Consider the following 17,032-nt stretch of genomic DNA (forward strand, 5'->3'; position numbering starts at 1 on the left):
CTGTTCGGATCCGTCATGCCTGATCAAGAAGACCTTTACCTTTCGGCAGAAGAAGCGGCTGGAATGCTGGGGGTCAGCCTTCCAACCCTTTATGCCTACGTCAGCCGGAAGAACATTCGGTCCGTCAAGATCGCCAACACGCCCAAGCGTCGCTATTGGGCCGAAGACATCCAGCGCTTGGTGAAAAGCCCCGCGGGGCACGCTGCAAAGCGCTCGTCGTCATCGGACAGCGCCATTACATTGATCACCGATGACGGCCTCTTCTACAGGGGGCACGACGTCGTCGAGCTCGCCGACCACGCCACGGTCGAGGAGGTCGCCGGATTGATGTGGCAGGTGCCATCGGCCTTCGGACCGTCGCTGCCGCGCGCGCCGAAGGATAGCGTCAAACTGCTGAAGATCTATGAGCACATGTCAGCGCCGGAGAAGGCAATTGCACTTTTCCCGCTGGTTCAAAGGGAGAACCCCAAAGCCTTCGATCTTTCCATCGACAGCTATGCACGCACCGGCGCCGATGTTGTGAGATGGTTTGCCGCGTTGGTCGTGGGCGCGACCCAACCAAGCACACAACCCTTGCACGAATTCATTACCCAGGCCTGCGCAGCCCCGCCGGCCCACGCCGATCTGATCAGGCGTCTTCTGATCCTCAGCGTCGATCATGAACTGGACCACGCCACTCACAGCGTTCGCGTTGCCGCCACGACCGGCGCCACCCCCTACTACGCAGCGATCGCGGGACTCGCGGCCGCCAGGGGTCATAAGATCGCCTATGGCAGAAACGAAGCCGCCAGCAGGATGATCGAGGAAATCTGTACAGCTACCGATCCCACCCAACCGATATTGCAACGGTACAGTCAGGAGGGGCACATCATCGGGTTCGGACCTAATGTCCACTCAGTCAGTGACCCACGTGCTACCAATCTGATGAAAGCGTTGACCGCTGCCTTCGAGGGCGACCCCGAATTTGCCAAGCTGCAGAAAGCTTTTTCGGTCGCCTCGGAACTCGTCGCATACCCCCCGGAGTTCATTCTCCTGGTGAGTTTCATCGGTAGAAAGCTTGGGTTGCATCGGCAGGAAATCGCACTGGCGGGTGTCGGAAGATTGATCGGCTGGATAGCCCACGCCAGCGAGCAATACAACCAGCATCATGACGCTCGCCCCCGCGCTCGGTACACGGGGACTCTGCCAAGAGCGACCCACCTCGCCAGTGACTAGACAGAAGCAACCATGGCCGCAAACAGCGATGTGAATTCGGATTGGTGTTGAAGTTCAGCCACATACCCAAGCACCTTGGCCTGCGCCGACTCTTCAAGATGAGGTGAGGCCATCCTCCTGAATTTTCGTTCAAAATCGCTATCGGTCATCGGTGTTTCGACGGACCCCGGCCCGCTGATCATCTCGCTTACGACGATTTCGCCTGACACCAGCGTGGCGCTGACCCGGTTGGCAAGATGACGCGGAAACAACGCGGTGAGCGCGCCATCCTCCACCACGCTGATCTTGCCCATCAGGGCAACCACCATGGGATCAGCCATCTTTTCCGGCGAATAAGAGTCTATGGTGATGTCACCGTCGAGCAGCGCCCGGGCCACGTTGTAGGGCAAGCTGTGATCCGCCGTCTCTCGCGTTTTGGGCAACCATTTTTCAGGGGTGTCAGCCAACACTCGACGGTTGAACTCGGACGTTTGGATAACGATGCAAGCGATATCATCGAGATCGTCAATCCGGGCACGTATGTCCAGGGCTGCCCACACCGCGGTATGCAGCTCACCGTTGGTAGGAAAGGTCTTGGTCAGGGAGCGCCGTATAGCGTAATCACCATTCTCGGGCGTACCAAAACGATCCGTATCCAGGTCGAACGGGCCTGAGACCAATTTAAAGAACCCCATATCCCCCTCGAACACCGGCGACGGGCCGGTCATGCCGTGACGCGATAGCTGGGCAGCGAAGATCGCATTACGTGCAGCGTTTGCGGCCGAGCAGCCCTTCCAGTCCGACAGGGATCCACTGCGAACCTGGCGCATGGCCAGATGAGCGCTCAACGCTATATTGATTGCCTGTGCGGTCTGCGCCACATCCAGCTTCATCAGACTGGAAGCCGCCGCGGCCATCGCCACATTTATGTAATTGACGTGGTCCCAGCCGCGCTTGTTCAGGCTGGCCGCGTCCTGCAGTCGCATCTGGATCTCATAGGCCAGCACAATGGCCGAAATGAGTTCTGCCCCGGTGGCCCCCTCGGCCTCTGCTAGCGCCAGGCAGGCCGGAATATTGTCACTCGGATGGCCCGGCTCCAGCCCCATATAACCATCGTTGTAGTCCAGGAAACGGACCATCACGCCATTGGCAAACGCCGCTATCTCTGGCGTTGTTTGGATAGTTGTTCCGAACACGCTGGACGCCTGCGCGGGATTGGCAACCGCATAACACACAGCGGCATTCACAGGCGCCGCTCCGTAGGCCCCCAATATGCACGCCAGACTGTCAATGAAGCGCTGTCGCACCAGCGCGATGATCTCTTCGGGCAGTCGCTGATGCCTGAATTTATGCGCGTACTCTGCAAGTTGCAGCGCAATAGTCGTATTGCTCATGGTTGCCTCTGTTCTGCACCAGGGTTGGGTCTGCGCCGATGGCGGCGACGGCATCACCTGTTGCCAGGTGACGCGTGCGGTTCTCAGTCCAGAATGACGTCGAGTAAACGTACGTATTGCTGGCCGGCATGCATGTCGCGCTCCACCATCCCGCCTTGCGGCGTAGCGCGAGGGTAGGAAATCTTGACCATTTCCAGGTCAGCAACGGGAATATGTTTCACCCGTGCCGGATCGGTGCCATAGAGCCTTGCGAATTGCGCCGATGAAAGTGCTGCACTTTGTGAGTAACGCTCAAAGTTTTCACGCCCGTCAAAAAATATATCGAAGGTAATCCAGAACGGCCCGGCTTGTTTGGATCGAACATGTCGGCATACATCACGCAACTTAACCATTAACTCAACTCCTTCACAGCCAATGTTGACTCGGAAAGATCGATCCATTGAATACGCACCAACTCAAATGGGTCCTCCAATTGCACTACGTGATTTAACTTGAACTCATAAATCTGACCGCGAGGTATATCAGCCGGGGTGAAAGCAAAGCCGTAAGAAGGCAATTCCTTGCCCATTACGCTGGGGTAGTGAAAAAAGTAGGGATTGCATGCTTGGGCAATCGTATTTGCCATTTCTTGAGTCGCTGCTGTGGCGACAAATAGCATGCCTATTTCCGGCGGAGGCAAAGTTCCAACGGGGGGTTTTACGCCGGTGACGCCGTTCCAGCCATACATTCGCAGCGAGATATGAAACTCTCCCAACTCCTGCGGCGGGATGGATTGACAGGTCCGGGTGTACAGGGCTTCCAGCAGGCGGTCATGAAACCCATCAATATCATTGAGTACATCGGGGTCCTGGATACCCACTAACATGATTGTCTGATAGAGACCGGCCGCGGCGCCCTCCAGCTTCATTGTGTAGGGCATCGTCTCCCATTCAGATCCTACGACACGAACGGCTCGCTCGTTCAGCTTCTGGTAGCGCGCTTGTGCGACGTTCAGGATACCGCCGGGTTCCACCAATCGAAACGGGTCGCTATTTTCATAAAGCATGTGTGCAGAGACGCTATGGGGCGTGCACTGATTGTCTTTACTTAATGGCTCAACGTCGAAACCCTGCGCATCAACGCTGAGCAATATTCCCGAGCCCAATGTCGGGTTAACGGCGCACTGGACACCGCACTCCCCCGTTTTGCCGGCATGCCAGGACGGCCCCCAGGGCGCGCCCTTCCAGATCGGATAACAGGCAATGACCGCCGTGTCGGTCGAACGACCCGCCAAAATGATATCGGCGCCTGCTTCAAGCGCGGCAATGAACGGTTCTACACCCAGCGCCGCCACAATGTGTTCACAGCTGTCCACCGTAGCGTCATCGAGCTCACCGTGAGGCGGCAGCGGTTTGATACGCCCCTGTGCGTTCATCTGCTTAACAGTATCCCTGTCCTGTTCACAATATATGAGCGCAATCTTTGGTGTGACGCCCAACTCTCCTGCAACCTCCAGGACTATATCGCGCGTCCAGTCCAGGTTGAGATCGCCACCGGCCTGTCCTGCCGTGCCGACAATTATCGGCACCCCGGACCAGGCCTGCGCCTTCATTAATATCGTCAAGTCGCGTTTGACCGCCCCGCGGTTATTCTTCGATTTTCCAAGTGCGAGATACGCAGCTCCGCTATCGGTAGAACCGGCGTCCGTGGCAATTGCTTGCGCACCGGCCACCAGTCCATAAGTAATTTCTTCTTCACGAACGCCCGCCCCTAATGAACCACAAGGAACGATCACTTTGACGCAACCTTCAAATACCTGCCCCATAAAACCCTCTTCCGATTCACTCAGTCAGGCAATAATAAGGGCTGTAATCGTGTTGACAAGTGGACAAAAATTATCAATATAGGCCCGTTACCCAATGGGTTGCCGGGCATTCTTTCCGAGCATTCGCCTCCATTAATTCGCTGACCGAAATATACTTTTATCGATTAAGTTCAACACCACTGAAAGTTCGTCTGAGCCTGCACACTTTTCAGAATAAAACTTTGATCTCCAGCGCATTCCGGGAACCCGATGACCGGCAGGACTCATGCGATGATGAACCACCCCGCGCACTCCCGCCGCGTGGCCTTTTATGTACTCCGGGTTATGTTTCGACGGCGCGGGCGCTGGCGGCCACTCCCCGTGCCTGCTGCTGGTTATCGGCATGCTGTCCCAATTGCCATCCCAGATAGGCCCACAGCAGCGCGCAGCCCGCGCCGATCAGAGCCGCCAGGCCAGTGCCCTGCCCCAGCATGTCGAGCAGGCTCTTGGCCCAACCGCTCAGCGCATCACCGCCGCGATAAACCACGGTGTCGATGAAGTTCTTGGCCTTGTACTTGCTCTCGGCATCCAAGGGTGCGAAGAGCATTTCCCTGCCCGGCCGGACGAACGCGTATTCACCGATTCGCCGCACGATCATCAGGGCGGCAAGCAGTGCGAAGCCGGGGGCCAGCGCAAGACCCACGAACCCGATGCACATGAGCAGCGGCACGATCGCCAGTAACGCACGCACCCCCAGCTTCGGCGCAATGCGCCCGGTGATGAACAGCTGAGACACCAGAGCGCCAGCCTGCACGATGAAGTCAATGGTGCCGAAAACCCGGACCTGCGCCTCACGACTCGGAAAATGTTCGGCCACCAGGCGCGCCTGCTCGAAGTAGAGAAAGGTGGTGACCGTCGCCAGTAGCACGACGAACCCGGCGATCCCCAACAGGTAGGGTGACCTGAGCACCGCCGTCAAACCGCTGAACGGATTGCCCTGCAGTGGCTGCCCGGGGCTTTGCGTCGGTGCCGCACCAGGCCGCCCAGCCCCGCCCTTTTCGCGCCAGCCCATCAGCGCCCGCTTCAATACAAATGTGACACCCAGCAACAGCGCGGCCAGAAACATCAAGCCCGAGGCGCCAATGGCCTCAATAAACGCCGCGCTCAGGGCCGGCCCCAGCAGACCGCCGATGCTGGCGCCAGCAGCGATGAAGGCAAACAGCCGCTTGGCCTGTTCACTGTCGAATACATCCGCCATCAGGCTCCAGGCCACGGACACCACGAACAGGTTATAAACCGATATCCATACGTAGAAAGTACGGGCGAGCCAGACGCTGTCCGATTGAAACTCGAACAGTTCAACGAACATCAGCAAGTTGATCCCGAAGAAGCCGTACACCCAATCAACGAGGCGCAGGCGCGGGACCCGGGAACTGACCCAGGCAAACAACGGAACGGCCGCCAGCATCACCAGGAACGTGGCAGTGAACAGCCATTGCAGATTCTCCACGCCCGCCGCGATGCCCATCGATTCACGTATCGGGCGCAGCATGAAGTAGCCGGTAAAGAGGCAGAGAAACAACAAGAACCCGCACAGCGCCGGACGCAGCTCATCGTCACGGGCGTTCACGGCAAGGCTCAGTCGATGCAAGTAGGAAGGCGCACTCATGGAGACTCCTGGAAGGCGACAACAGGCAAGAGAGTGGGCACGCAACGGATTGTCGTGCCCAAGGCATGATCAGCGGTAGGTGACGCCGGTCAGTCGCTCGGAGACGGTCCAGAGCCGTTCGGCATCCGCCTCATGGGTGGCGGCCGGCGGCATCCTGGCGAAGCCCAACGGGCCGCGCTTTTCCTCGTCGCCGGTGGGGCCGTAGTAGGCACCGCCAACCGCCTCAGGCGCGGTGGCGGCATACAGCGTGGGCAGCGCCCCTTGGGCAGCTGAATGGTACTCATCGCGATCCTTGGCCCATCGCTGGCCGAACTCGCTGTTCAGACCCGGACCACGCGCGACCAACTCGGTGACGGCGACGCCTGGATGCGCAGCGATGCTGCGAATGTTCCAACCTGCGGCCTCGCTGCGCTGCTGCAAGGCAAAGGTCCAGTGCAGGATGGCCAGCTTGGACTGCGCGTAGGCGGCCAAAGGTTGGTACTGCTGCTCAGCCTGCAGGTCGTTGAAGTTCATTGTTCCGCGAGCCGCGGCGATGCTCGAAAGGCTCACCACGCGAGCGTCCTGGCTTTGCCGTAACAACGGCACCAGCAGGCCGGTCAGTGCGAAGTGCCCCAGGTAGTTGGTCGCCAACTGGAGCTCGAAGCCATCCGCGGAGGTACCCCGCTCCGGAGGCGCCATGACGGCGGCATTGTTGATCAACACATCCAGGCGCGGCAGTCGCTGGTTCAGACGCTGGGCCAGGCTGCGCACCGATGAAAGATTGGCCAGATCCACGGCCTCGAACTGCACCTTGGCGTCGGGTACGGACGTTTTGATTTGCGCGATGGCCTGCGCGCCACGCTCCGGGTTGCGCGCAGCAATGATGACGTCGGCGCCGGCCCGCGCCAGTGCCAGTGCGTCCTCGTACCCCATGCCGCTCGTGCCGCCGGTGATCAGGACGATTCGACCTTCCTGGGAAGGCATGTCGCGGGTCGACCAGTCCGGTTTCGGCGCGACGCGACTGGACGCATCGATACTCACCGCGCTTAGCAGCACGGCGCCAACGGTCAGTGTTCGAGCCAGCTTCACCAGTCGGCTCAGGTTATTTGAAAGGCCCGTTTCGGTTGCTGCTGTTCTGATGCACATGGTTGAGCTCTCTATTTGGATGAAGAACCAGCACTGCCGAACGGTCACTGGAGCACGCACACCTCAGACTGCTTCAGAAAACTGACGCGCTCTGTGACCCCTTGTGTATTCACGTAGGTCATCTTTGCGCGCACGACCTCGCACACCCGCGACTCCGGTTCTTCAATGCGGATGACCCTGGCGATATCCAGCGGCATGCCATATTCGTAGGCAGGCACATCCGCTTTCTCTTCGGCGAACAGAGGCAAACCGCTCAGAGTGATGAATGCCAGAAGACTGGCGATCGACACGTTTTGAATGTTCATAGTGGACTCCACGACTGTCCTTTACCGGGATGGTCGTAGCACTCTAGGGGGAGGTGACTGACGTCAAGGTGACTGCTGACTGACAGGAAGATGTCAAACGCCGGCGAGCCACACCGGCCATCGGTTGACGGCGACTAGCGGGCTGCCTGGCTGGTCAGGGAGAATCCGAAGGTATTGAAGCCATCCTTGCTATGGGCGAACACACGGCCACCGTGCATGGACGCTACTGCCCGCACAATGGAAAGCCCCAGGCCATGGTGTGCGTCGCTTCGCGCCCGGGCGACATCGGCGCGATAGAAACGCTCGAACAAGCGCTGCAGGTGCACCTCGTCAATGGGCTCACCCGCATTGGAAACACTTACCTTGGCCTGCGCGCCAAGACGTTCCAGGCTTACAGTAATGGTGCTCTGCGGCACCGCGTATCGCGCCGCGTTTTGCAGCAGATTGGCCAAAGAGCGGTGAAAAAGGCGTCGGTCGATGCATACGCGCATGTCGCCTTTGATCACCACGTCCAACTGTTTGTCGTGCAAGACAGGCTCCAGGTATTCCACCGTCTTGGACGCCTCCTCGTAGAGCGAGACATCACTGAGCTCGGTCGCACGCTGCCCGCTTTCGGCACCCGCCAGGAACAGCATGTCATTGACGATGGTGCCCATGCGCTCAAGCTCTTCCAGATTCGATTGCAGCAGATCCTGAAGCTCAGCCACATCACGCCCGTGGGCCAACGCGACCTGGGTCTGCCCGATCAGGTTGGTCAGCGGCGTTCGCAGCTCATGGGCGACATTGGCATTGAACCCTTCGAGCTGGCACCAGGCGGCCTCCTGGCGAGCCAGGGCCCCGTTGAACGACACCGCCAGTTCCTGTAACTCGTCGGGCAGTGCCTCGGTGTCCAGTCGCTGCTTTGAATCACCTGGCGGCAGGCTGTTGGCCTGACGGCTCAGGCGCCTGACCGGCCCCAGGCCGAAACGCGCGATCCAGTAACCCAGCAGCGCGACCAGTACGATGCCCAGCGCCGAAGTCAGGATCAACGTCTTGGTGAAATGGTCCAGGGTCTTCATGAACGGCGTTGAATCAAGCCCCACGATAAAGCGCAACTCCGGGCGGTTACCCATGGCAGAGATGGTCTTGACTTGCAGCACCATGGGACGATCCCGTTCAGGTATCGCCATGCTGAAAAATCCATCCGGGCGCTTCGACCAATCCTGGCCGTCCGGCATCGCTCCGCCATAGCTGTAGGCCGGGTCGTCAACCAGGACCCAATAACGCACCCGCTGATCCGTGGGCGTCAGGCCATCGAGCTTTTCACGCAAGCCGACCCAGAATGCCGGTGAATCGTATTTTGTGAGCACGGGATCAAGTACGGAATGGCGCAGGATCAACTCGTTTTGCATCTGATCTTCGAGCGATGTCTTCAATGAGCAGCGCAGCAGCGTCGCGCTGATGGAAATGATCAGCAAGACCGCCAGCGCAAACATCAATGCCAGCCGCTTGGCTATCGACCCCTTCATCACCGGGTACTGCCTTGACTGGCATCGGCTTCACGACTTTCCAGTACATAGCCCATGCCCCGGACCGTATGCAGCAGTTTGCGCGAATAAGGCACATCGACCTTGGCCCGGACGCGCTTGATAGCAACCTCGACCACGTTGGCGTCACTGTCGAAATTCATGTCCCAGACCTGCTCGGCAATCATCAGTTTGGAAAGAATCTCTCCCTGGTGCCGCGCCAGAAGGCTCAACAGACAAAACTCCTTGGCCGTCAGATCCAGCCGCAGCCCGGCCCTGGTCACCTTGCGCGCTTGCAGGTCGACCTCCAGGTCGTCGATGCGCAGATGGGTCAGGTCAGCCGTGTCGGCGGTGCGACGACGGATCAATGCCTGAACGCGGGCGACCAGTTCTGCAAAGGAAAAAGGTTTGCCAAGGTAGTCATCAGCGCCCTCACGCAACCCGCGAACGCGATCATCCACCGTCCCCCTGGCCGACAACATGATGACCGGGGTTTTCTTCTGCTGGCGCAAACCCTCCAGCACGCTGTAACCGTCCTTGCCCGGCAACATGACATCCAGGATCACGACGTCATAGTCCATTTCCAGCGCATAGTGCAGCCCATCGATGCCGTTACTCGCCACATCGACAATGTAGCCGAGCTCACTCAGGCCACGATGCACATAGGAGGACGTCTTTTCTTCGTCCTCGACGATGAGCAAGCGCATCAGGTAACTCCTCTCGGGAAGCGGGACAACCGGGCAATCAGGGATCCAGGTTTGGGTAATTTTTGCACACGACCTGCAAAGTAGCCTGTAGCTACCCTCCACCAGTCTAGACAATCAAGGTGTCCGCAAACTGACCGCTTGCTGACATTCTTGTCAGAATCGACTGACAAGCATATTCAAAGGGCTGCAGGGCACCGGTGCCCACTATCGGATAGGGAATCCTTGGCGACTCTTACCAGGAAGGGATCGATGTCGGTTGATGGTAAGTGTCCAGTAAGAAGAACTTTTCGACGATAGGGTCGCTTTCATCCTATCGATCTGGAGAACCCCATGCATTGCACGCCCCTGTCTGCCGTTTCAAGTGCGATCCGGTTGACTGCCACCACTCAAGCCTTGGTGCTCGGTCTGTGCTCATCCATGGTCGCGCTCGCCGCTGAGTCGGCAAACGCCGAGTCGACTTCATCCTGGGGCCTTGGCATTGGGGCGGTCAGCAGCCAGCAGCCGTACAAGGGCGTCGACCGTGAAACTCAGGCCATACCATTGATCTACTTTGAAAATGACTACGTACGAGTATTCGGCCCTACCGCCGAGATCAAGCTGCCGGGTTTCACTCTCGACGACTCCCAGCAACTGGATCTGAGCATCGTCGGTGAATACGACTTCAGTGGTTATGACGACGACGATGCCCGCTTCCTGGATGGCATGAGTGATCGTAAAGGTGGCTTCTGGGCCGGCGCCAAGGTGCAGTGGCGCAACCCTCTGGCCGATGTCAGCGCCCAGTGGCTGACGGACGTATCGGGCAACAGCAAGGGCCAGCGCTTCACCCTGGGTCTTGAGAGATCCTGGCAATGGGGTGAACACCTCACCCTCACGCCACGAGTGGCGGCGATATGGCAGGACCAAAAGTACGTTGATTATTATTTTGGTGTTCGCGAAAGTGAAGCTCGCATTGATCGAGCGGCCTATGATGGAAAATCCGGCCTCAATACCGAACTTGGCGTTCGTGGAAACTATATGTTCGATGACCATCATTCCGTGTTCCTTGACGTCAAGGCCACCCGCCTCGCCGATGAGATCAAGGACAGCCCGCTGGTAGACCGTTCTACCGACAACAGCGTGCTCTTCGGCTACCTGTACCGCTTCTGATGAGTCGTATTCTGCTGGTCGAAGACCACGAGCGATTGGCGCATCTGGTGTGCAAAGGCCTGGCGAGCGCCGGCATCGCCGTCGATGTGGTCAACCGCATCGATGGCGCGTGGGCGGCTATCGGGCGGGTCCCTTACCAGGCGCTGATTCTTGATCGCGGCTTGCCGGACGGCGACGGGCTCGTCTTGTTGCAGCGCTTGCGCAACGCCGGGCATGGCTTGCCCTGCCTTGTTCTCACGGCGCGCGACGCGCTGCACGACCGTGTCGCAGGCCTGGATGCTGGAGCAGATGATTATCTGCCCAAGCCATTCGCCATGGATGAGATGGTCGCGCGTGTGCGGGCGTTGCTAAGGCGTCCCGTGGACTGTCGTCCACTCGCGCCGAGTCATGGTGACCTGAGCCTGCAACCCGATACCGGCATCATGTGTTGTGCCGGCCAAAGCATTCCTCTCGCGCCGGCGGAAATGCAGATCATGCTGTTGCTATTGCGAAAGCCAGGAGAAATCGTGCGTCGCACCGCGATAGAAGCGGCAGGCTGGGGCTTGAGCGAAGCCGTGACGCCTAACGCACTGGATGTGGCCCTTCACCGGATCCGCCGCAAGCTGCTTACCATCGGCTCCCGCCAACGAATCATCAACCTCAGAGGTCTCGGTTATGCCCTTCGTCAAGAGGACGTGGCGCAATAGCATCAGCTTCAAGGTGCTGCTCGCCTACGTGGTCGGCGTGGGGTTGAGTATTCTGCTGATTGCATTAGGGGTGCTCGCGCTCGTCACCTCAAAGAGCGATATTTTATTGACCACCGACGTCGCCGAGCGCACCCATGAACTGGCCGGCAAGCTCCAGTTCGATGCCACTGGCCGGCCCAACGGCTTCGACAGCAGCGAGGGTGACCGAGTCTGGACCTTCGATAGCCTGGGGCGGGAAATCGGCCACCGCGTGCTGGATTCAACGGGCAATGTGGTCCTGACCTCCACCGACGCGACGTTCTGGTCTTCAGTCGCATCGAATCCTCCATCGCAACAACCGAGATTCAAGTTCGAACGTGAAGGCATCGTCATGTACGCCGCCACCGCGGCTGTCGAGCACCAAGGCAAGACCTGGTATCTGCAATTTGCCGCCAGCGAAAGGCTAATGGATTTGCTCCATGGGGGATTTGCCTTGCCATTCATGGGGGCCGGGATCGCGCTGTTCAGCCTGGTGCTGCTGTTCGTCTTCGGCGCCTGCGCTTATTTCACGTTGGGCTACACCCTCAAACCCTTGCGTGAAGTGTCGGAGTCAGCGGCGGCCATCTCCCCTCGCTCCCTGCACTCGCGGTTGCAGGTAAAAACCGTGCCGTCCGAGGTCGAGCCGCTGGTCACCAGCTTCAACCAGGCGCTTGCGCGCCTGGAGCGAGGTTATCGTGTCCAGCAGGAGTTTCTTGCAACCGCCGCGCACGAGTTGAAAACACCGCTGGCGCTGATTCGCGCGCAAATCGAACTGATGCAAGACAGTCACGCGCACAATGCCCTGCTCGATGATGTGGCGCACATGACACGGCAAGTCCAGCAACTGCTGCTCCTGACCGAAGCCAGTGAGGTTCAGAATTACAGTTTTGCCACGGTGGAAATAGCCGATGTCGCCAGGGAAGCCTGCGGCTATCTGCAGCGTATGGCCGAGGCCGTCGACATACGTCTTGTTCTGGTTGACGAAACGCCTGACGGCGGCCAATGGCAGGCCGATCGAAGCGCGCTCTTCACGTTGCTCAAGAACCTGCTGGAAAATGCCATTCAACACGCCCCCCGCGGTACTGAGGTCAGGATGCACGTCAGCGCGGGCGCACTCAGGGTGCGCGATTGGGGCCCCGGCGTTGATCGCGAGCAATTGCCGCACCTGTTCACGCGCTTCTGGCGTGGGCCACATCGCCGTGATCATGGCGCGGGGCTTGGCCTGACGATCTGCCAGGAAATTGCCCGGGCCCATGGTTGGATGTTGTCTGCAAAGCGCGCGGAGCCGGGCCTGCTGTTTGAGTTGTCTTGGCCGCAGCGGTTGGTTGACCCTATCCGGGTTTGAGTACCCGCCCTCGTGCGAACACCCCGCCCTCGCCCTTCAGATAAACGCCAAGGCAGCCCGAGCATCCACGATAGCAGCCAGATGCTGTGCCAGCCTGGACGGCAGGTAGTCAAAAAAGAACCCCGCGCTTTGCAACTTGCCGGCACGTAGCGGATCCGTTTCAGGCAATGCCCTGGAGACCCGTGCTGCCCGCGCCCAGGACAAGGCCAGCAGCGTTACGCCACACAACTGGAGGAAATCCCCTGCGATTCGATAGGGGTATTCGCGGTCTTCTCGTGTCCGTTCGACCACGTCCTCGACCACAGCCGCCAGCGAGTTGCAGAGATTATCCAGGGCCGCGGCGAACCCCTGGCACTCAACCCAGTCGCCACCCAGCCGCGCCTCTTCGCGCAGCTGCGCCAGCAGCAAGCCAAACGCCTGGCCATGGTCTCCCAGCACCTTGCGCAGCAGTAGGTCATTGGCCTGAATTTCGTTGCTGCCCTCATAGATCATGGCAATGCGGCTGTCACGCAAGGTCTGCTCAATGGCGAACTCGGTGACATAGCCGTAACCGCCGAACACTTGCAAGGAGCTGCTGGCTTGGCGGAAACCCTGTTCGGTAAAGAACGCCTTGATGATCGGCGTCAACAGCTGCGCCAGTTGACTGGCATGCTGCCGGGTCTGTGGATCCACGGCATGTTCGGCCTGATCCAGCAAATGGGCGGCCCAATAGCCAATGGCTCGCATACCCTCGCTGGCAGTGCGCAACTCCAGCAACACCCGGCGCATGGCCGGATGATAGTGAATAGGGTCGGCAGCCTGCGCTTGCACCCCTTCGGGTCTCAGCGGTGCGCGCATCTGCAAGCGCTCGGCGGCATATTTCCTCGCGCTCTGCCACGCCACCTCGGCATGCCCCAGGCCTTGCAGGCCGACATGCAGGCGCGCCGAATTCATCATCACGAACATCGCCGCCAGGCCCTGATTGGCTTCACCGATCAACCAGCCTTGAGCGCCATCGAACACCAGGGAGCAAGTGGCACTTCCCTTGATACCCATCTTGTGTTCAAGACCGTCGCAGCGCACACCGTTGGCCTGGCCAACGTCCAGTCGCTTGGGCACCAGAAACAGCGAGATGCCGCGACTGCCCGACGGCGCATCGGGCAAGCGCGCCAAGACCAAGTGCAAGATATTTTTTGTAAGATCGTGCTCGCCGCCGGAGATAAACAGCTTGTTACCATGCAGGCGGTAGCTGCCATCTACGCCAGGCTCGGCGCGACAGCGCAGCAGACCGACATCGCTGCCTGCCTGGGGCTCGGTCAAACACATGGTAGGCAGGGTTTGGCCACTGACGATCTCGGGCAGATAGCGTTCTTGCAGCCAAGGAGCACCATGGCTCTTGAGGCACAGGTACGCACCGTAGACGATGCCGGTGTACATGGCCCAGGCATGGTTGCTGGCATAGAGCATCTCTTGCAGCGCGGCATCGAGCAATTGCGGCAACCCCTGTCCACCCACCGCCTCGCCACAAGCCAGCGCTGGCCAGCCACCGTCAACGTAGGCCTGATAGGCACGGGCAAAGCCGTCCGGGGTACTGACATGGCCTGCCCTCCAACGGCAACCCTGGCGATCGCCACTGCTGTTCAACGGGGCCAGCACGTTCTGACTGAAGCGCCCCGCCTCCTCCAGCACCTGCATCGCCAGCGGCAGATCAAGCGCATCGAACGCCTGACAGCGACGCCATGTGGCGGGCGCCTGCAACCAGTGCTCAAACACAAATTGCATATCGCGCAGAGGCGCCTGGTAGCTCCACATAAGTCACCTCGTCAGGATATAAAACAGACCACCCGCCACTCAGGGCGGGCAAACACTCAGGTGTGGTAGGTCGGATTCTCGATCAACAGCGCCATGCCCTGGCCACCGCCCACACATGCTGCGGCTATCCCGTAGCGCAGATTGTGCTGGCGCAACTGCCTGGCCAGGGTCATGACCAACCGCAGGCCGGTAGCAGCCAGTGGATGCCCGACGGCCAAAGAGCCCCCCTGGACGTTGAGCTTCGTATGATCCAGCTCCAACTCCTGCGCGACAGCCAGTACCTGGGCCGCCTGGGCTTCGTTGATCTCGAAACGAGCAATGTCATCAAGGCTCAATCCGCTGCGTTGCAGCAACAGACGAATCGCTGGTGCCGGGCCGATGCCCATGAACTCCGGGGCCACACCGACCACCGCGCTGGCCAGCAAGCGAGCCAAGGGCACACGCGTGCAGGCCGAGCCTCGTCCTACCAGGGCCGCCGCCGCACCATCCACGACTGCGCAGCTATTACCGGCGGTTTGTACACCCCCCACATGTAACGCCCGCAGGCGCGATAGAGCCGACAAGTCAGTGGGTCGTGGATGGCTGTCCTGGGTGACGATACCGGTGCCGCGCGGCAGGCTGATGCCCCTTGGCTGATAGCCTTCCAGTTCGAACACCTGGTTATCGATGGGGACGACTTCCTCACACCAGGCACCTGCGCGTTGGGCCTGCAAGGCTCGCTGATGACTGTCGCACGCATAACGGTCCACCGCCTCGCGACACAGATCATAGCGTCGCGCCAGGTTGTCGGCGGTGGCGATCATATCCACCCCGGGGGCCGGGTCGTACAGGGCTTCCCAGAGAAAATCCTTGAATTGCACCCCGCCGCCGAGGCGAAACCCATCCCGGTGGGTGTAGGCGGCGATCGGATTGCGTGACATTGATTCACCGGCCACGCACAAGGCTAACTGAACGTCATCGCGCAACTGTTCAGCAGACTGGCGCAGCAGCTCAAAGCCGGTGGCGCAGATGCGCTGTACCCCCAGCGCAGGAACCGTTTGCGCCACGCCGCTGTACAACCCGATGTGCCGCGGCAACAAATAGGCGTCAAAGCTGGCTTGGGCCATGGAGCCGGCCAGCACGCTGTCTACGGCCAGAGGATCGATGCCGGCCCGGGCCAGCACCTCACGAGCAACCTTGATCCCAAGATCGATAGGCGAAACCTGGGCCAGGGCGCCACCAAGATCAACCCAGGGGGTGCGCACCGCATCGAAAATCGCTACATCGACAAAGGCTGAATATTGCCCTGCACTGCTCACGCCCTGTGTTCCATGGCTTCTGCTCTCTTGTTGCGCACTTGAAGGTGAGCAAAAAACTAACCGGCCATATTAGTTATGTCAATTAACTATTTCCGATACCTATTAAATCTGTATCTGGTCTGCGGGAGAAAAGTCATCGAGCAATTCAATGAAGGATTGTCGCAACCAGCGGTTCGCCGGGTCATGATGGAACCGCGTATGCCAGTAAAGGTGAATGTCGTATCCGCAAATATCCCAAGGCAGCGGCACCAGGCGCACATCGGTGATGTCGGCAAACCTGCGTCCGACTGCCAAGGGTACAGTGGCGATCATGTCGGACTCGGCCACCAGAAATGGCACGCCCATAAACCGTGGCAGGCTGAAACGCACTCGACGGGTGATGCCGTGGCTCGCCAGCTCACGATCCAGTCCACTCATTCCACGCCCGTCAGGCTGGACCGCGACATGCATTGCGCTCTGGTATTGCTCGGCGCTCATGCTGTCACCGATGGTGGGATGATCACGACGAACGATGCAGACAAACGAATGGCGATACAACGCGCGATGCCGGATCGAGGTATTGAGCAAGCGCGGAAAATAGCCGATTGCCGCGTCCACCTCGCCGGCATCCAGCCCCTCCTCCAACTGCTCCGAGGACAACGCCAGGGTACGGATTCTTAACTGGGGCGCCTTACTGTCGAGCATTCGCATCAACCTGGGCAGGAACACCATTTCGCCGATATCCGACATGCACAGCACCAGTTGTCGCTCGGAGTGTTCGGCAACGAAACCGGTGGATGGCAACACCTCGCTGCTGACCATCTCCAGAATCCGTTGCACCGGCTCAGCGATCTGCAGGGCCCTGGCCGTAGGTTGCATGCCACGTGAAGTGCGAATGAACAATGGGTCATCGAACAGCGTGCGCAACTTGGCCAACGCGAAGCTCATGGCTGGCTGGCTAAGCCCCATGAGATCACCGGCCAGGGTCACGCTTTGCTTTTTGCGCAGCGCATCGAAGACTTTCAGCAGGTTGAGATCGACGTCCTTGATATCCATATTTTGGATTTTATCTATAAGTAAAATAAGG

15 protein-coding genes are annotated in these 17,032 nt (G+C 59.4%); 4 read left to right on the forward strand and 11 right to left on the reverse strand.

Annotation, left to right across the window (positions count from 1 at the left end; genetic code table 11):
- The first annotated feature begins 15 nt into the window (after nucleotides 1-15).
- Nucleotides 16-1,215 (forward strand): citrate synthase, encoded by a 1,200-nt coding sequence (locus MKS85_RS03415; RefSeq protein ID WP_076384217.1) that lies wholly within the window; start codon nucleotides 16-18, stop codon nucleotides 1,213-1,215.
- On the opposite strand, the gene MKS85_RS03420 is transcribed toward MKS85_RS03415, so the two are convergent.
- The 8 genes from MKS85_RS03420 to MKS85_RS03455 form a co-directional block, all read right to left on the reverse strand.
- Entirely contained in the window at nucleotides 1,212-2,588 is a 1,377-nt protein-coding gene (locus MKS85_RS03420; protein WP_172833793.1) for an MmgE/PrpD family protein, read from the reverse strand. The two genes, MKS85_RS03415 and MKS85_RS03420, sit on opposite strands and share 4 nt — an antisense overlap.
- Nucleotides 2,589-2,671: 83 nt before the next feature.
- Nucleotides 2,672-2,980, reverse strand: a complete 309-nt coding sequence (locus MKS85_RS03425; protein WP_047225592.1) for a DUF4387 domain-containing protein — start codon at nucleotides 2,978-2,980, stop codon at nucleotides 2,672-2,674.
- Nucleotides 2,980-4,392: an acyclic terpene utilization AtuA family protein gene (locus MKS85_RS03430; protein ID WP_310662697.1), complete on the reverse strand. Its 1,413-nt coding sequence runs from the start codon at nucleotides 4,390-4,392 to the stop codon at nucleotides 2,980-2,982. Before MKS85_RS03430 ends, MKS85_RS03425 begins: the two co-directional genes overlap by 1 nt.
- Before the next feature lie 322 nt (nucleotides 4,393-4,714).
- Nucleotides 4,715-6,040, reverse strand: coding sequence for an MFS transporter (locus tag MKS85_RS03435; protein ID WP_310662698.1), 1,326 nt, complete (start codon nucleotides 6,038-6,040; stop codon nucleotides 4,715-4,717).
- A gap of 69 nt (nucleotides 6,041-6,109) precedes the next feature.
- Nucleotides 6,110-7,165 carry an oxidoreductase gene (locus tag MKS85_RS03440; RefSeq protein ID WP_076384211.1) on the reverse strand — a complete coding sequence of 352 codons (1,056 nt, stop codon included), beginning with the start codon at nucleotides 7,163-7,165 and terminating at the stop codon, nucleotides 6,110-6,112.
- A 44-nt stretch (nucleotides 7,166-7,209) separates the two neighbouring features.
- Nucleotides 7,210-7,470 carry a DUF2790 domain-containing protein gene (locus tag MKS85_RS03445; protein ID WP_083714399.1) on the reverse strand — a complete coding sequence of 87 codons (261 nt, stop codon included), beginning with the start codon at nucleotides 7,468-7,470 and terminating at the stop codon, nucleotides 7,210-7,212.
- 134 nt (nucleotides 7,471-7,604) lie between these two features.
- Nucleotides 7,605-8,978, reverse strand: a complete 1,374-nt coding sequence (locus MKS85_RS03450; RefSeq protein WP_047225587.1) for a heavy metal sensor histidine kinase — start codon at nucleotides 8,976-8,978, stop codon at nucleotides 7,605-7,607.
- Nucleotides 8,978-9,682: a heavy metal response regulator transcription factor gene (locus tag MKS85_RS03455; RefSeq protein WP_047225586.1), complete on the reverse strand. Its 705-nt coding sequence runs from the start codon at nucleotides 9,680-9,682 to the stop codon at nucleotides 8,978-8,980. Before MKS85_RS03455 ends, MKS85_RS03450 begins: the two co-directional genes overlap by 1 nt.
- A gap of 330 nt (nucleotides 9,683-10,012) precedes the next feature.
- Between MKS85_RS03455 and MKS85_RS03460 the strand changes: the two genes are divergently transcribed.
- The 3 genes from MKS85_RS03460 to MKS85_RS03470 are packed head-to-tail and all read left to right on the forward strand — an operon-like array spanning nucleotide 10,013 to nucleotide 12,877.
- Complete coding sequence (locus MKS85_RS03460; RefSeq protein ID WP_310662699.1) at nucleotides 10,013-10,828, forward strand: MipA/OmpV family protein; 816 nt, start codon at nucleotides 10,013-10,015, stop codon at nucleotides 10,826-10,828.
- Nucleotides 10,828-11,514: a response regulator transcription factor gene (locus MKS85_RS03465; protein WP_310662700.1), complete on the forward strand. Its 687-nt coding sequence runs from the start codon at nucleotides 10,828-10,830 to the stop codon at nucleotides 11,512-11,514. Before MKS85_RS03460 ends, MKS85_RS03465 begins: the two co-directional genes overlap by 1 nt.
- The gene (locus MKS85_RS03470) at nucleotides 11,483-12,877 is read left to right on the forward strand and encodes an ATP-binding protein (RefSeq protein WP_310662701.1); all 1,395 of its coding nucleotides are present in this window, start codon (nucleotides 11,483-11,485) and stop codon (nucleotides 12,875-12,877) included. Before MKS85_RS03465 ends, MKS85_RS03470 begins: the two co-directional genes overlap by 32 nt.
- Before the next feature lie 36 nt (nucleotides 12,878-12,913).
- Here MKS85_RS03470 and MKS85_RS03475 read toward each other — a convergent pair whose 3' ends face one another.
- From MKS85_RS03475 to MKS85_RS03485, 3 genes are all read right to left on the reverse strand, one after another.
- Nucleotides 12,914-14,668: an acyl-CoA dehydrogenase gene (locus MKS85_RS03475; protein ID WP_310662702.1), complete on the reverse strand. Its 1,755-nt coding sequence runs from the start codon at nucleotides 14,666-14,668 to the stop codon at nucleotides 12,914-12,916.
- A gap of 56 nt (nucleotides 14,669-14,724) precedes the next feature.
- Nucleotides 14,725-15,966: a thiolase family protein gene (locus MKS85_RS03480; protein ID WP_310662703.1), complete on the reverse strand. Its 1,242-nt coding sequence runs from the start codon at nucleotides 15,964-15,966 to the stop codon at nucleotides 14,725-14,727.
- Between the two features lie 102 nt (nucleotides 15,967-16,068).
- Nucleotides 16,069-17,001 (reverse strand): LysR family transcriptional regulator, encoded by a 933-nt coding sequence (locus MKS85_RS03485; protein WP_047225580.1) that lies wholly within the window; start codon nucleotides 16,999-17,001, stop codon nucleotides 16,069-16,071.
- Between the last annotated feature and the right edge of the window lie 31 nt (nucleotides 17,002-17,032).

The organism is Pseudomonas sp. JL2 (assembly GCF_031570495.1).
In the GTDB taxonomy this organism is placed as follows: Bacteria; Pseudomonadota; Gammaproteobacteria; order Pseudomonadales; family Pseudomonadaceae; genus Aquipseudomonas; species Aquipseudomonas rhizophila.

Excerpts from the sequence above, each read along its gene's own strand:
- MKS85_RS03415 (WP_076384217.1), top strand. The coding sequence starts at position 16 with ATGCCTGATCAAGAAGACCTTTACCTTTCGGCAGAAGAAGCGGCTGGA.
- MKS85_RS03420 (WP_172833793.1), bottom strand. The coding sequence starts at position 2,588 with ATGAGCAATACGACTATTGCGCTGCAACTTGCAGAGTACGCGCATAAA.
- MKS85_RS03425 (WP_047225592.1), bottom strand. The coding sequence starts at position 2,980 with ATGGTTAAGTTGCGTGATGTATGCCGACATGTTCGATCCAAACAAGCC.
- MKS85_RS03430 (WP_310662697.1), bottom strand. The coding sequence starts at position 4,392 with ATGGGGCAGGTATTTGAAGGTTGCGTCAAAGTGATCGTTCCTTGTGGT.
- MKS85_RS03435 (WP_310662698.1), bottom strand. The coding sequence starts at position 6,040 with ATGAGTGCGCCTTCCTACTTGCATCGACTGAGCCTTGCCGTGAACGCC.
- MKS85_RS03440 (WP_076384211.1), bottom strand. The coding sequence starts at position 7,165 with ATGTGCATCAGAACAGCAGCAACCGAAACGGGCCTTTCAAATAACCTG.
- MKS85_RS03445 (WP_083714399.1), bottom strand. The coding sequence starts at position 7,470 with ATGAACATTCAAAACGTGTCGATCGCCAGTCTTCTGGCATTCATCACT.
- MKS85_RS03450 (WP_047225587.1), bottom strand. The coding sequence starts at position 8,978 with ATGAAGGGGTCGATAGCCAAGCGGCTGGCATTGATGTTTGCGCTGGCG.
- MKS85_RS03455 (WP_047225586.1), bottom strand. The coding sequence starts at position 9,682 with ATGCGCTTGCTCATCGTCGAGGACGAAGAAAAGACGTCCTCCTATGTG.
- MKS85_RS03460 (WP_310662699.1), top strand. The coding sequence starts at position 10,013 with ATGCATTGCACGCCCCTGTCTGCCGTTTCAAGTGCGATCCGGTTGACT.
- MKS85_RS03465 (WP_310662700.1), top strand. The coding sequence starts at position 10,828 with ATGAGTCGTATTCTGCTGGTCGAAGACCACGAGCGATTGGCGCATCTG.
- MKS85_RS03470 (WP_310662701.1), top strand. The coding sequence starts at position 11,483 with ATGCCCTTCGTCAAGAGGACGTGGCGCAATAGCATCAGCTTCAAGGTG.
- MKS85_RS03475 (WP_310662702.1), bottom strand. The coding sequence starts at position 14,668 with ATGTGGAGCTACCAGGCGCCTCTGCGCGATATGCAATTTGTGTTTGAG.
- MKS85_RS03485 (WP_047225580.1), bottom strand. The coding sequence starts at position 17,001 with ATGGATATCAAGGACGTCGATCTCAACCTGCTGAAAGTCTTCGATGCG.